The organism is Streptomyces abikoensis, from assembly GCF_014648775.1.
GTDB classification, from domain to species: Bacteria; Actinomycetota; Actinomycetes; order Streptomycetales; family Streptomycetaceae; genus Streptomyces; species Streptomyces abikoensis.
In genome coordinates, this window is the sequence record NZ_BMRT01000001.1 from 63,423 (window position 1) to 78,030 (window position 14,608).

Annotated in this window: 7 protein-coding genes; 4 read left to right on the plus strand and 3 right to left on the minus strand. The window is 75.0% G+C overall.

Features of this window, described 5'->3' with window-relative positions; genetic code table 11:
• Positions 1–199: 199 nt before the first annotated feature.
• From IE096_RS00300 to phsA, 3 genes are all read left to right on the plus strand, one after another.
• The gene (locus IE096_RS00300; RefSeq protein WP_229819967.1) at positions 200–2,635 is read left to right on the plus strand and encodes an MMPL family transporter; all 2,436 of its coding nucleotides are present in this window, start codon (positions 200–202) and stop codon (positions 2,633–2,635) included.
• Positions 2,636–2,739: 104 nt separating this feature from the next.
• Positions 2,740–4,182 carry a glycoside hydrolase family 47 protein gene (locus tag IE096_RS00305; protein WP_189447194.1) on the plus strand — a complete coding sequence of 481 codons (1,443 nt, stop codon included), beginning with the start codon at positions 2,740–2,742 and terminating at the stop codon, positions 4,180–4,182.
• A gap of 112 nt (positions 4,183–4,294) precedes the next feature.
• Positions 4,295–6,100 carry an O-aminophenol oxidase PhsA gene (gene phsA, locus IE096_RS00310; protein WP_189447195.1) on the plus strand — a complete coding sequence of 602 codons (1,806 nt, stop codon included), beginning with the start codon at positions 4,295–4,297 and terminating at the stop codon, positions 6,098–6,100.
• A gap of 42 nt (positions 6,101–6,142) precedes the next feature.
• On the opposite strand, the gene IE096_RS00315 is transcribed toward phsA, so the two are convergent.
• The 3 genes from IE096_RS00315 to IE096_RS00325 form a co-directional block, all read right to left on the minus strand.
• Positions 6,143–7,132 carry an alpha/beta fold hydrolase gene (locus IE096_RS00315; protein WP_189447197.1) on the minus strand — a complete coding sequence of 330 codons (990 nt, stop codon included), beginning with the start codon at positions 7,130–7,132 and terminating at the stop codon, positions 6,143–6,145.
• 154 nt (positions 7,133–7,286) lie between these two features.
• Positions 7,287–7,571: a hypothetical protein gene (locus tag IE096_RS00320; RefSeq protein ID WP_189447199.1), complete on the minus strand. Its 285-nt coding sequence runs from the start codon at positions 7,569–7,571 to the stop codon at positions 7,287–7,289.
• A gap of 169 nt (positions 7,572–7,740) precedes the next feature.
• A complete protein-coding gene (locus IE096_RS00325) occupies positions 7,741–8,277 on the minus strand; it encodes a hypothetical protein (RefSeq protein ID WP_189447201.1) in 537 nt (178 codons plus the stop codon).
• A 347-nt stretch (positions 8,278–8,624) separates the two neighbouring features.
• Here IE096_RS00325 and IE096_RS00330 point away from each other — a divergent pair, with 347 nt between their 5' ends.
• Positions 8,625–14,606 (plus strand): type I polyketide synthase, encoded by a 5,982-nt coding sequence (locus tag IE096_RS00330; RefSeq protein WP_189447203.1) that lies wholly within the window; start codon positions 8,625–8,627, stop codon positions 14,604–14,606.
• The last annotated feature ends 2 nt before the right edge of the window (positions 14,607–14,608 follow it).

Sequence of the window (14,608 nt, forward strand, 5' to 3'; positions counted from 1 at the left end):
GAGTAACTGCGGCGTCCGGGAGAGGTTCCGAGCACTCACTCATTCGTCCCAATGGCCTCCCGAAGAGGCCCCGACTCCTCCGATCGGCGGGCGGAGCACACCCCACGCCGCACCGTAAATCCGGCATATTTACATATATCGGCGCTACGTTATGGGGCCTACGAACGCGCGATTGCCGACCTGCGAAGGACGCCCCGTGATGCTCCTCCACCGGCCCCGCCTCTCGTTCCTCGGGCGATGTGTCCACGGCACCCCGCGCCGCGCCCTGGGCGCGCTCGTCCTGCTGGGGCTGGTCGCCCTGCTCGCGACGGTGGGGGGCCACGGGGTCTCGGAGCGCCTCGCCCCGGGCGGCTGGACACCGGCCCGGGCGGAGTCCACGCGGGCCGACGCCTTCCTGGCCGAGCGCTTCGGGGCGGGCCGGCCGCACCTCGTGCTGCTCGCCACGGCCCGGGGCGGCGTCGACGAGCCCGGGGCCGCCCGGGCGGGCCGGGCGCTGACCGAGCGGCTCGCCGCCGACCCGCACACCGCGTGGGTCCGGGGCTACTGGCCGGGGGCCCGGCCCGAGCTGCGCGGCCGGGACGGGCGTACCGCCGCCGTCGGGGTGCGGTTCAACGGGGACGAGCGGGCCGTGCTCGCGGCCGCCAAGGCCGTCACGGCCCGCGAGTCCGGGCGGGCCGGGCCGCTGGAGGTCACCGTCGCCGGGGAGGCGGCGCTCTTCGCCGAGATGGAGCGGCTGAGCACCGAGGGCGCCACGGTCGCCGAGATGATCATCGCCCCGCTGGTGCTGCTGATCATGCTGTGGATCTTCGGGAGCCTGGTGGCCGCGCTCCTGCCGGTCGTCGTCGGGGCCTTCGCCGTCGTCACCACCACCGCGCTGCTGCGGCTGCTGAGCGAGGTGATGACGGTCTCCGTCTTCGTCCTCAACATCGCCACCGCGCTCGGCTTCGGGCTGGCCGTCGACTACTGCCTGCTGATGGTCAGCCGCTACCGCGAGGAGCTCGCGGCGGGGGCGACGCCCGTACGGGCCGCCGAGCGGGTCCTCGCGACCGCGGGCCGGGCCGTCGCCTTCTCGGCGACCACCGTGGCGGCGGCGCTGGGCGCCCTGCTGGTCTTCCCCTTGCCGCTGACGCGCTCGCTGGCCCTGGGCGGCGCGGCCGTCGCGGTGTGCTCGGCGGCCGGGGCGCTGCTGGTGCTCCCGGCGCTGCTGGTGCTGCTCGGCCCCCGGATCAACCGCTACGACGTCTTCGCCCGCTGGCGCGGGCGCGGCCGGCGCGCCTTCGCCGAGGGGCGCTGGTACCGGCTCGCGATGTGGGTGACCCGGCGGCCCGCGGCGGTCGCCCTCGGCACGCTGCTGCTGCTCGGCCTGCTGGCCGCGCCGGGGGCGGACGCGCGGTTCGGCATGTACGACGACCGGATCCTCCCGGCGTCCTCACCGGTCGCCCGGGCCTCGCAGCGGCTGCGCGCGGACTTCGACGACGAGAGCGGGAACGCGGCGAGCGTCGTACTACCGGGCCTCCGCGTGGACCCCCGCCCGGAGCCGGGCACCACGACGGAAGCGGGGACCGGCACAGGGGCCGGTGCCGGGGCCGGGGCAGGGACCGGGACTGGTGCCGGAGCCGGGGCAGGGGCCGAGGCCGGTGCCGGGGCCGGGGTGGTGGACGCCGAGGACGGGGCGGACGCGGCCGGCGCGGCACGCGCGCCCGACGCCTCCACCGCCGCCGTGGACGCCTACGCCGCACGCCTCTCCCGTCTCCCCGCCGTACGGCAGGTCCGGACGGCCACGGGCCTCTACGCCCACGGCCGCCGCACGGCGGAGCCCGGGCCCTGGGCGGCGGGCTTCACCGGGCCCGCCGGCACCTGGCTGAGCGTGACGCCCGACGCGGGCGTCTCCGTCCTCTCCCCCGACGGCCGGCTGCTCACCGAGCGGCTGCGCCGGGCGCCCGCGCCCACGGCCGCCCTGGTGGGCGGGCCCGGCGCCCGGCTGACCGACACCGAGGACGCGCTCGGCGACCGGCTGCCCGCGGCCGTTCTGATCACCGTGGCCGCCACGCTGCTCCTGCTGTTCGCCTACACGCGCAGCCTCCTCGTGCCCGTCAAGGCCGTGCTGCTCAACGCGCTGAGCCTGGCGGCGACGTTCGGGATCATCGTCGCCGTCTTCCAGCAGGGCCGGCTCGACGCGCTGCTGGGGCCGCTCGACGGCCCCCGCACCACCGACGTGATCATCCCGGCGGTGATGTTCTGCACCGCGTTCGGCCTCTCCATGGACTACGAGGTCTTCCTCCTCTCCCGGATCCTCGAGGAGCACCGCCGGGGCAGCCCCACCGACCTGGCGGTCGCCGTCGGTCTCCAGCGCACCGCGCGGCTGTTCACCTCGGCCGCGCTGGTCTTCGCCGTCGTCATGGGCTCGCTCGCCGCGTGCGGCCTCGTGATGCTCCAGCTGATCGGCTTCGGGCTGGCCGTGGCCGTCCTCCTGGACTGCACGCTCGTCCGCGCCCTGCTCGTCCCCGCGGTCATGTCGCTGGCCGGTCGGGCCAACTGGTGGCCCGCCACGCGCCACCGCGCCCGCGACCGTTCCGGCCCCGACACGGCGGGCCGCTCCGGCCGCCCGGCGCCGACAGCCGTCGGAGGGGCCTGAACCGGCCCCTCGACGACGTGTCACACCCCCGGAGCGGCCCGGGCGGCCGCATACTGCGATCACGGCGCCGGACCGGAACCGGTTCGTCAGGAGGGCCACGTGTCATGATCAGCACATCGCTCGCCGCGAGCACGACCCGCCGCCGCCTGCTGTACGCCCTGGCGGCCGCCGGCGGGATCGCCGTGGGGGGAGGGACGGGTGCGGCGGCGCGGGAGCGGGGTGCCGAGGCCGGGGCGGACATGGGGAAGGCGCGGGAGATCCGGGCCGAGTTCCTCCACGCCTGGTCGGGCTACAAGCGGTTCGCGTGGGGGCACGACGAGGTGCTGCCGGTCTCGGGCGGGCACCGGGAGTTCTTCGCCGCCGGGCACCCGGTCGGGCTGTCGATCGTCGAGGCGCTCGACACCCACTTCCTGATGGGGCTCGACGACGAGGTCGGCCTGTGCCTCGACTGGATCGACGACCGGCTCGACTTCGACATCGACGCCCCCTTCCAGGTCTTCGAGACGACCATCCGGCTGGTCGGCGGACTGCTCGCGGGACACCTGGTCACCGGCCGGCGGGCGCTGCTGGACCTGTGCGTCGATCTGACGGACCGGCTGCTGCCCGCCTTCACCCGCTCCCCCACCGGCATGCCCTACCGGTTCGTCAACCTCCGCACGGGCGCGGTCTCGGGCCGTACCGTGCCACTGGCCGAGATCGGCACCCACATCCTCGAATTCGGTCTGCTGTCCGAACTCACCGGCGATCCTCGCTATCTGCGGGCCGCCAAGGACGCGCTGGGCGCTGTGGTGCGGCGGCGGTCCCCGCTCGATCTGCTCGCCACCACCATGAACGTGGAGACGGGCGAATGGGCGGACCGGACGGCGATCGCCGTCAATCCCCCGGTGGACTCCTTCTACGAATACCTGTGGGGCGCCTGGACGATGTTCCGGGACGAGGACTGCCGGGAGTGGTTCCGGACGCTCACGGCGGCGATCAAGAAGCATCAGGCGGAGCGGTCGGACGGGCTGCTGTGGTTCCGGCGGGTGGACTTCCGCACCGGCGCCCCGCTGGGGCGGCGCCAGTCCTCGCTGGCCGTCGCGATCCTCCCGGTGGGCGGCGACAACGCCCTGGCGGCGGACTACTACCGCTCCTGGACCGCCGTCCTCGACAAGTACGCCGTCATCCCCGAGGAGATCGACTATCCGGGGCTGAAGGTCACCGACCCCCGCAACGAGCTGCGGCCCGAGTACGCCAACTGCGCCTTCGAGCTGTACTGGCAGACCGGGGACCCCTTCTACCGCACCACGGCGTGGCGCTACTTCCAGAACCTGAAGACCCACCACCGCGTGCCCGGCGGCTACACGGTCGTCGCGGACGTCACCCGCCGCCCCATGGCCAAGGGCGACCACTGCCCCGCCTACGTCTTCGCCGAGAACTTCAAATGGCTCTACCTCGCCTTCTCCGACACCCCCCGCTTCGACTACGCGCGCGGCTATCTGAGCACGGAGGGCAAGGTGCTGCGCGGCGCCCGGCCGCCCGCACGCGCACGGCTCGGCTGGCTCTGACCCGAACTCCCGGTTGCGCGCAACCCTGTTGTGCGCCAAAGCGTCTTGAGTGGTGACAGCTGCCGCCGGGCTCCGGCCGGCGGCACGGGGGAAGCGTGTACGGGGGTACCGCATGACCGAAACAGTGCTCGGCCCTGCCGGAAAGCAGGAAGCCGCAGCGGAGCTCACGCCCTTCGTCGACGCCTTGCGCGTCCCGCCGGTGCTGCGGCCCGGCCGCGCCGAGGCGCTCAGGGGCATCGAGATCGACCAGACCACCGCCTGGGCGCGCCTCCACTCGCAGCTGCCGCCCACCCGGGTGTGGACGTACGAGGGCCACTTCCCGGGGCCGACCATCGAGGTCCGGCGGGGCCGCCGGCTCCGCGTCGCCTGGAACAACCGGCTGACGGGCGCGCATCCGGTGGTGGCCGTCGAGGCCGAGCCCGTGCCGGGCGGGCCCGACCCGGCGGACGAGCCGGGGCGCGGCGGGGCGCGGCCGCTGGCGGAGGTGGCCGCGCTGCCCGCGTGGACGGTCACGCATGTGCACGGCGCCAACACCGGGGGCGGCAACGACGGCTGGACGGAGAACGCCGTCTCGCCCGGCGACAGCCAGCTCGCCGAATACCCCAACGACCACCGGGCCGTGGCCTGGTGGTACCACGACCACGCGATGGACATCACCCGCTGGAACGTTTTCGCGGGCCTGGCCGGGATGTACCTGGTGCGGGACGACGAGGAGGACGCCCTGCGGCTGCCGCGCGGCGCGTACGAGGTCCCGTTGATCGTCCAGGACCGCAATCTCGACCAGGACGAGGACGGCCGGCTGACGGGCGGGTTGCTGCACAAGACCGTCGTCGTGGCCCACGACGCGGCGGGCGGGAACCTCACCCGGGCGTTCACCGGTCCGTACACGCTGGTCAACGGCGTCATCTGGCCGCATCTGGACGTGGCGGCCCGGTGGTACCGGTTCCGGGTGCTCAACGCCGCGAACGCCCGGACGTTTCTGCTCCGGCTGGTCGACGACGAGACCGGCGAGCCGGTGCGGGGCGCGATGTGGCAGATCGGCACGGACGGCGGGCTGCTGCCGAGGCCCGTGGCGCTGGACGAGCCGCTGCCCGTGGCGCCCGCCGAGCGCCTCGACGTGCTGATCAACTTCGGTGCGCTGCGCGGCCGCCGTCTCCGGCTGGTCAACGCGGCCGAGGGGGTGCGGTACCCGCAGATCATGCAGTTCCGGGTGGACGAGAAGGAGGTACGGGACCCGTTCACGCTGCCGGAGGTCGTCTCCGGCTCGTTCCGGCGCATCACGCACGAGACCGCGCCGGAGCACGGCCACCGGCTGCTCGCCCTCACCCCGCCCGGCACCGCCGGCAGCGGCCACCCGGGGCTGTGGGAGATGCATCCGGTGGAGCCCGGCGCGGTGGTCGTGCCGAGCGAGGGCGTGATCCAGATCAAGGGCCCTGACGGCACGGTGCGCACCTACCGCCGGGGCGCCACGACCTTCGACGACGCGCTCGGCTTCATGGTCGAGCACGGCGCGTGGGAGCAGTGGAGCTTCATCAACCTGGGCGGTCCCATGCACCCGATGCACATCCATCTGATCGACTTCCAGGTCCTGGGCCGCGAGCTCTATCCGGCGGGCGCGGGCAGTGGCTTCGACCAGACGCTGGGCGGTACGCGCGTCCCGCTGGAGTACGGCGGGGCGGCGCCGGTGTCGGACAGCGACGCGGGCTGGAAGGACGTGATCCAGGTGCCGCCGGGTCAGCTGGTGAAGGTCATCGGCCGGTTCGAGGGCGCGAAGGGCCGGTTCATGTACCACTGCCATCTGCTGGAGCACGAGGACATGGGGATGATGCGGCCGTACGTCGTCATGCCGCGCGAGGTGATGGCCTTCCACCACGGCATGTCGGGTGGTCACGACGGCCACGGTGGTCACGGCGGCTGACCGCATGCCGCCGGCCCGGCCGGACGGCCGGGCCGGCGGTGGTCACTTCGCGGCGGGCAGCGTCCCGAGGAAGTCCAGGAGCGCGGCGTTGACCTCGTCGGGGCGCTCCTGCTGCGTCCAGTGGCCGCAGCCCGGCAGGGTCACACTGCGGTGCAGCTTCGGCGCCAGGTGCTCGAGGTTCGCGATGACCTGGTCCATGCCGGGGAAGGACCGCACCACGTCGCGGTCGCCCGCCATGTACAGCGCGGGCACGTCGATGGCGCGGTTCTGGAAGGGGGCGGTGAGCTCCCAGTTGCGGTCGATGTTGCGGTACCAGTTGAGGCCGCCGGTGAAGGCGTGGTCGCCGTGGTTGGCGTACTCCCGGGCGAAGGCGGCGATGTCGTCCTCGGTGAGCCAGCCGGGGAGGCCGTCGGGCTCGGGCATGGTGCCCAGCAGCGACTCGCCCTTGGCGATGACCCACGGACGGGGCGGGTCGGTGACGGGGCTGTCGCCGGAGGCGCCGACGAGCAGCCGGCGGAAGACCGCCGCGGGGTCGGCCGCCAGTTCGGCGTCGGCGCGGCCGGGCTCCTGGAAGTAGATCTGGTAGAAGCCGTCGCCGAGCACCGACCCGAGGGCGGTCAGCGGGGGCACGGGGCCGCGCGGGACCGGCGGCACGCTCAGGCCCACGACGCCGCGTACGACGTCGGGGCGGAACAGGGCGGTGTGCCAGGCGACGGGGGCGCCCCAGTCGTGACCGACGACCACCGCGCTCTCCTCGCCCAGGGCGTGGATCAGGGCGATGACGTCGCCGGTGAGGTGAAAGATGCTGTAGGCGTCGATGGCCTCGGGCTGTTCGCTCCGGCCGTAGCCGCGCTGGTCGGGCGCGACCACCCGGTAGCCGGCCTCGGCCAGCGGCCCGAACTGGTGGCGCCAGGAGTACCAGCTCTCCGGGAAGCCGTGCAGCAGCAGGACCAGCGGTCCCCGCCCCTGTTCGGCGATGTGCAGCCTGATGCCGTTGACTTCGACCGTGCTGTGCTCGACCGCGCTGGTCACATGCCCTCCTGCGATTCACCTGCGAAACATGCCGTCTCGGGTTCAACGGTAGAGGGAATGCGGCTGTTCCGCTCCGGGGTTGGCAGCCCCGGGGCGGGGAGCGGACCGGCCACGACCGGGGTCGGTCGAGGCCGGCCGGGGTGCGGATCGGGGCTCAGGACGGGGTGCCGCGGGCGATGAGGGTGCGCACCAGCCGGCAGGTGGTCACGGAGGGCTCGCGCACCCCGATCTGGACGGCCGCCGTCCGTATCCTGCGGTCCGTCGCCCGGTCGGGGGTGTAGACACCGGAGTGCAGCAGGGCGATGGCCAGGCGCATCGCCTTCAGCTGGCGGTTGTACGTCTCGTACCAGTCGCGCGGCTGTCCCGCGGGCAGGCGTTTCTTGGGCAGGGTGGGAAGGCTCGGCAGATTGGGGTGCGGTGTCGCGACGGCAGCGGCCATGGGCGTCCTCCTCAGGGGTCGTGGACCCTTGCTCCACACCCCCGATTCTACTGCCGGGCACTGACAATCGCCCCAGCTCAGAAGGGGATTCGCCGGGAGCGGCCCGGCCGCCGCCGGAGCCGCTCCCACCGCGCGTGCGCCCCGGCCCGGGGGCCGGGTGCCGCCGGGCCTACTTGTGCGCCGCCGCCGGGGCGGGCGTGGCGCAGGCGATGTCGGTGCTCGTCTGGAAGACGCCGTCCTTCTTCGCCTGGCCGCCCTGGTACTCGTAGTAGAGGTACGAGTAGAGCTCGATCTTCCGGCTGGGGCCGCAGGCCGAGTCGGGGGCGATCTGGTAGGTCAGCTTGGCGGTGCGGGTGGCTCCCGGGAGGATCGGCACGTGGTAGCGCAGGGTGCCGCTCTGGTTGACCGCGTCGCACTGCACGGTGTCGCCGGTGCAGGACTTGAACGCGTACTTCAGGGCGGGGTCCTGCGAGGTGTTCCAGGTGGGCTGGATCGACTGGTACACGAACTGGGTGTTCGTGGTCTGGTCGTTGGTGAAGGTGAGGGTCACCGTGACCGTGTCGCCGGGCTTGGCGGTCGCCTTGTCGACGGTGAGCGTCATGGGCGCCGCGGGGGCGGCGGAGGCCGGCTGGGCCATGCAGGTCAGGCCGGCGGCGAGGGCGAGAGTGGCGGACAGACCGAGGCGTCTGAATCTCTGTGAGCGCATGGCCGAGGACAGTAGACACGCGACCGCGGCCTGACAGCACCCCCGGATGAGGATCGGCCAAGGTTTAGCCCGGCGATGTGACGTACGTTGCTGGTGCGTGGCCCGATGACACATGGGGACAGGTGTGCGAAGTTGGCCGGGATGTGTTGATGAGGCGCGCCGGAAGGGGACGGGAGAGCGCCGACGACGCCCCGGAGGGGTGTGGTTCGCGCCGTCGGCCGGGCTCCGCCCGACTCGTGAAGCGGGTACGGAGAAGCCAGGAGCGGCATGCCCCTTTATGCGCGGAAGTCGTGAATATTGCCGTCCGCCCTATTGGGGCGCGCCACCGGTCGCTGAACACTCGACTCATGCGTCCGCTCGCCGCCGCCCCCGTCGCGATCGTGGGCATCGCCGGAATGTTCCCCGAGGCAAACGACGTCCGTGAGTTCTGGGACAACGTCGTCTCCGGCCGGGACTGTACGGCCGAGGTGCCGCCCGCCTGGTGGAGCCTCGACGACCACCACGACCCGGACCCCTTCGCCCCGGACCGCACCTACGCCCGCCGCGGCGCGTTCCTGACGCCCCCGCTGTTCGACCCGCGCGCGTTCGGGATGACGCCGCGGACCGTGGACTCCACCGGACTCGTCCAGCTGCTCGGCCTGATGGTGGCCGAGGACGTGCTGCGCGACGCCGGCTGCCCGGGCGCCACGTGGTACGTCCCCGACCGCACCGGCGTGGTGCTCGGCGTGTGCGGCACCAACTCCACCCTGATACCGCTGGCGGCACGGCTGCTGGGCCCCGCCCTCGCCCGGGCCGTCACGGAGCACGGGATGCCGGAGGAGGAGGCCCGGCGGATCGTCCGGACGTATCTGGAGCGGCTGCCCGCGTGGACCGAGGACTCCTTCCCGGGGGTGCTGGGGAACGTCGTGGCCGGGCGGATCGCCAACCGCTTCGGCCTCGGGGCGGCCAACCACACCGTGGACGCGGCCTGCGCCAGCTCGCTGGCGGCGCTGCGGGCCGCCGTGGACGAGCTGGTCTCCGACCGGGCCGACCTGATGATCACCGGGGGCTGCGACGCCGACAACTCCATCGTTTCGTTCATGTGCTTCAGCAAAACACCCGCGCTCTCGCCGAGCGGGCGAGTACGCCCCTTCGACGCCGGGGCGGACGGCACCCTGATCGGCGAGGGCGTCGGCATGCTGGCGCTGCGCCGCCTCGCCGACGCCGAACGGGACGGCCAGCGGATCTACGCCGTCCTGCGAGGTCTGGGCGGCTCCAGCGACGGCCGGGGCACCAGCATCTACGCGCCCAGCGGCACCGGACAGCTCACGGCGCTGCGCCGCGCCTACCGCGACGCGGACTGCCCGCCCCGCTCGGTGGGACTGATCGAGGCGCACGGCACGGGCACCCCGGCCGGGGACGAGGTGGAACTGGCCGCCCTCAACCGGCTCATGGCCCCCGGCCCGGCGGAGGGAACGGGGGACGACGGGGCGGAAGGCGACCGGTTCGTCGCCGTCGGCAGCGTCAAGTCGCAGATCGGGCACACCAAGGCGGCGGCCGGCGCCGCCGGGCTCATCAAGGCGGTCCTGGCCCTCCACCACAAGGTGCTGCCGCCCACGCTCCACGTGGAGCGGCCCGGCCCGGAGGCGGCCCGCGCCGACAGCGTCCTCTACCTCAACACCGCCGCGCGCCCCTGGATCCACGACCCGGGGCGGCCGGTCCGCCGGGCGGGGGTGTCCGCCTTCGGGTTCGGCGGGGTCAACTACCACGCCGTACTGGAGGAGTACCGGTCCGGCCCCGGCGCGGAGCCCCCGGCCGGGCACCGGGTCCCCCGGGCGCTGCTGTGGCACGCGCCCGGCCCCGACGAGCTCCTCGCCCGGCTGGAGCGCGGCGAGCCCCCGGACGAGGGGCCCGTCCCGCCCGGGCACGCCCGCCTCGGGTTCGTCGCCGCGGACGCCGCGCGCCGGGCCGCGCTCCTGGCCACCGCCGTCGAACACCTGCGGAACGGCCCCGGGCGAGAGGCGTGGCGGCACCGGCGCGGCGTCCACTACCGGCGGGCGGCGCTCCCGGAGGGGACCCGCGTGGGCGCGCTGTTCGCCGGGCAGGGGAGCCAGTACGTGGGGATGGGGCTGGGCGCGCTGCTCGCCGTGCCCCCGGTGCGCGCGGCCTTCGACGCGGCGGGCGCGCACTTCCCGCCCTCGGACACCCTCGCCCGCACGGTGTTCCCGCCGCCGTGCCCGGCCGTCGACGCCCGGCGGGCCGAGGAGCGCCTGCGCCGCACCGCCTACGCCCAGCCGGCCGTCGGCGCGCTGGCGATGGGCCAGTACCGGTACCTCGCGGAGCTGGGACTCGCCCCGGACGCGGTCCTCGGCCACAGCTTCGGCGAGCTGACGGCGCTGTGGGCGGCCGGGGTCCTGGACGACGCCGCCCTCCCGGCCCTCGCGCGGGCCCGGGGGCTGGCGATGGCGGAGGCCACCGAGGGGGCGGACCCGGGCGGGCTGGTGGCGGTGCGCGCCCCGGAGGAGAGAGTGCGGGAGCTCCTCGCCGCGTGCCCGGGGCTGGTGGTGGCCTGCCGCAACGCCCCGGACGAGCAGGTCCTGGGCGGCCCCACGGCCCTGCTGGAACGTTTCGTGGCGCACTGCGCCGAGCTCTCGGTGCCCGTCCGGCGGCTGCCGGTCGCCGCCGCCTTCCACACCCCGCTCGTGGCGCGGGCCCACGACGCCTTCGCCGCCGCGTGCGCCACGACGGACTTCGTCGCGCCTCGCCTGCGGGTGTACGCGAACACGGCGGGCGCGGCGTACGGGCACGGCCCGGACGCCGACCGCCGGACGCTGGCCGGGCAGTTGCGCAGTCCGGTGGACTTCGCGGCCCGGGTGCGGGAGATGCACGAGGACGGCGTCGGCGTGTTCGTCGAGTTCGGTCCCCGGAGCGTGCTGAGCGCGCTCGTGGAACGCACGCTCGCCGGGCGACGGGTGGAGACCGTGGCCTGCGACACCGGGCTGGAGGCCGACGGCGCGGCCGCCCTGAAGGAGGCGGCGCTCCGGCTCGCCGTGCTCGGCCTCCCGCTCGTGGGGCTCAACCGCTACGACGCCCCTCCCCCGCCCGGGCGACCGGCGCCCTCGAAGGTAGCCCGGCGGCTGGAGGGCCCCAACTTCGCCGCCGTGGCGGCACGGCGGGCGGCGGAGCGACGGGCGGCCGAGCAGCGGACCACCGAGCGGCGGGCCGTCGAACGGCGGTCCGCCGATCCGGGGCCGGACGGCGGGCCCGGCGCGGCGGTTCCCACGGCGGACGCGGCGGCCCTGACGCGCGCCGCCGCCGAGCACCTGGCCGCCCACACCCGGTTCCTGGACGGCCAGCTGGCCACCTCCGAGGAGCTGGGCCGGCTGCTGCGCGCGGGCGCGGCGAACGGCGGGGTCGACGCCTCCCTGGCCGCGGCCGTCCGGGCCGTCGCGGACCACGACGTGGCGGTGGCCCGGGCCCACACCCACGCGAGCGAGGTCGTCGCCCGGCTGCTCAGCCCGGATGCCCCGGCCCCGCCCCCGGCTCCGGCCGCGGCTCCAGCCGACGACGACGCCGTACCCGTCGCCGCCCCGGACGTACCGTCACCGGACCGCTCCGCCCTCGCCGAGCTCGTCGCCGCCCACCGGAGCGGCGAACCGGACCGCCCGGCGGCCGCCGGACCAGCGACCGACGGACCGACGGCCGCCGACCGGGCGGAAGTGACGCGGGTCTTCCACGAAGTGGTCGCCGAGAAGACCGGCTACGACGTCGACATGATCGAACCGCATCTCTCCATCCAGGAGGACCTCGGCATCGACTCGCTCAAGCAAGTGGAGATCGCGGCGGAGGTCTGGCGCCGCTACCCGGTGATCACCAGGGAGGAGCTCTTCCGGTTCAGCGAGGCCCGGACCGTCGCCGAGCTCACCGAGATGCTGGAACGCATCCTCGCCGAACCGGCCCGCGCGCTCCGCCACACCGAGGACATCCCGCTCGGCCGCGCCTTCCCCGTCCTTCGCCCGCTGCCCGCCGTGGACGTGCGGACGGACGCCTACCCGGACCGGCCGTGCGCCGTCCTGCTGGACGAAGGCGGTCCGCTCGGCGCGGCGGTGGCCGGGGCGCTCCGCCCCGCCGGCTGGCGCGTCCTCCGGCTGCTGCCGCCCGGTGCCGAGGCCCCCGCGGAGGACGTCCACGTCCTGTCCGACCTGTCCGAGGAAGCGCTCGCGCGCGGCGTGGGCACGCTGCTGTCGGCGACGGAACACGTCGACCTGTGCGCCATCGCGATGAGCCGCCCCGCCGGCGCGGAGGCCGACGAGGTGATCGCCCGGCTGCGGCACGCCGTCCTCGTCGCCAAGCACCTGTGCCCTCCCCTGCGGAAGTCCGCCGCGCGCGGCACCCGGGCCGCGTTCGTCACGCTCACCGGGCTGGACGGGCGTCTCGGGTACGCGGGCGCGGGCGGCGACCCGGTGGCGGCCCTGGCCGGGGGCCTCGGCGGGCTCGTCAAGTCCGTGGCGCTGGAGTCCTCCTCGCTCTTCTGCCGCGCGCTGGACGTCTCCCCGGAGCTGTCGGCCGACGCGATCGGCGCGGCGTTCCTGGCGGAGGTCTCCGACTGCGCCACCGACGTCCGCGAGGTCGGCTGGGACGGCACCCTGCGCCGCGCCCTCGTCCTGGCCGACGCCCCGGACCCCGTCGTGCCCGCGCGGCCGGATCCGGCGGGCCTCTCCGCCGAGGATCTGCTGCTGGTCACCGGCGGGGCGTCCGGCATCACCGCCTGGTGCGTGGCCGCCCTGGCCGCCGAACACCCCTGCGGCTTCGTGCTGCTGGGCCGCACGGAGCTCGCCGACGAGCCGGACGCGCGCGCCACGGGGGACGCCGTCGGTCAGGCCGACGAGCCGACGCGGCACCACCGGATCCCCACCCTGGTCGAGGAGCTGCGCTCCCGGGGCGCCGAGGCCCACTACGTCGCGGCGGACGTCCGCGACGCCGCCGCGCTGGCCACGGCCCTGGCACCGTACGCCAGCCGCGTCACGGGAGTGGTGCACGCGGCCGGGGCGCTCGGGGACTCGACGCTCGGCGAGCTGACGGCCGAGTCCGTCGCCCGGGTGGTCGACACGAAACTCGCCGGACTGCACAACGTGCTCGCCTGCCTCACCCCGGACCGGCTGCGGCGGCTGATCCTCTTCGCCTCCGTGTCGGGCTACTGGGGCAACGTCCGGCAGACGGACTACGCCCTGGCCAACGAGGCGCTCACCCGCTACGGACTGGCCTTCGCGGCGGCGCACCCCCGCTGCCGGGTGACACCCGTCGTCTGGGGGCCGTGGGAGGGCGGCATGGCCGCCCGCGTCAGCGAGTTCTTCAGCCGGCAGGGCCTCCCCGTGCTGACGCGGAGCACCGGCTGCGAGCACTTCCTGGACCTGACGCGGCCGGACCACCCCGACGGCACCGTCCTCGTCGGGCCGCTGCGCGCGCCGTTCACCCTCGTCACCGAGCCGCCCGCCCAGGGCCTGGCCGCCCTGCGCGCCCTCGCCGGCCTGGAGACGGAACCGGCGCTGCGCGACCACCGCTGGTCGGGGGCCGCGCTGCTGCCGCTGACCGCCGCCGTCGGCTGGGGCCTCCACGTCCTGGAGCGGTGCCGGGGCGCGGCCGGGCCGGTGACGGAGTGCCGGGACTTCCGCGTCCGGCGGGGCCTGTACCTCGACGGCTCCCAGCCGGGCCACGCCCTGGCCCGGCTGGTGCCGGACCCGGCGGAGCCGGGCGCCGCCGTGGTCACGGTGTGCGCGGTGGACGACGGCCGGGAGACCCAAGTGCTCTACGAGGGCCGCTACCGAGCGCCCGGGCCGCCGCCCGAGCCACCCCGGCGGGACCTGCCGCCGCACCCGTTCCGGGACGAGCCGCACCCCGTCTACGCGGAGGGCGGCCTCTTTCACGGGCCGTCCCTGCGGGGGCTCAAGGCGGTGCTGGAACAGGGCCCGGACCGGCTGGTCGTGGGGGCCGCGCTGCGGGACCCGGGCCTCGCGCACGGCGCGTACGGGGGACGGCTGTACAGCCCCTGCCTCGCCGATCTACTGGTCCAGGCGGCGGCCCTGCTGGGGGTGGCACGCTTCGGGCGCGCCCCGGCACCCATCGGCGTCGAGCGGGTGGAGCTGTTCGCCCCGCTCCCGGACGGGGAGCCGTTCGTCATCGTGGCCGAGCCCGGGGCCGTGTCGGTCATCGACCTGCGGTGCGACGTCACCGCGTGCGCCCCGGACGGCCGGGTGCTCCAGCGCTGGACGGGCCTGACGCTGGTCTCCTTCTCCGAGGAGGACCTCAAGACCCGGATCACCGCACCCCGCCCCGCCCCGACAACGGGCTGAGA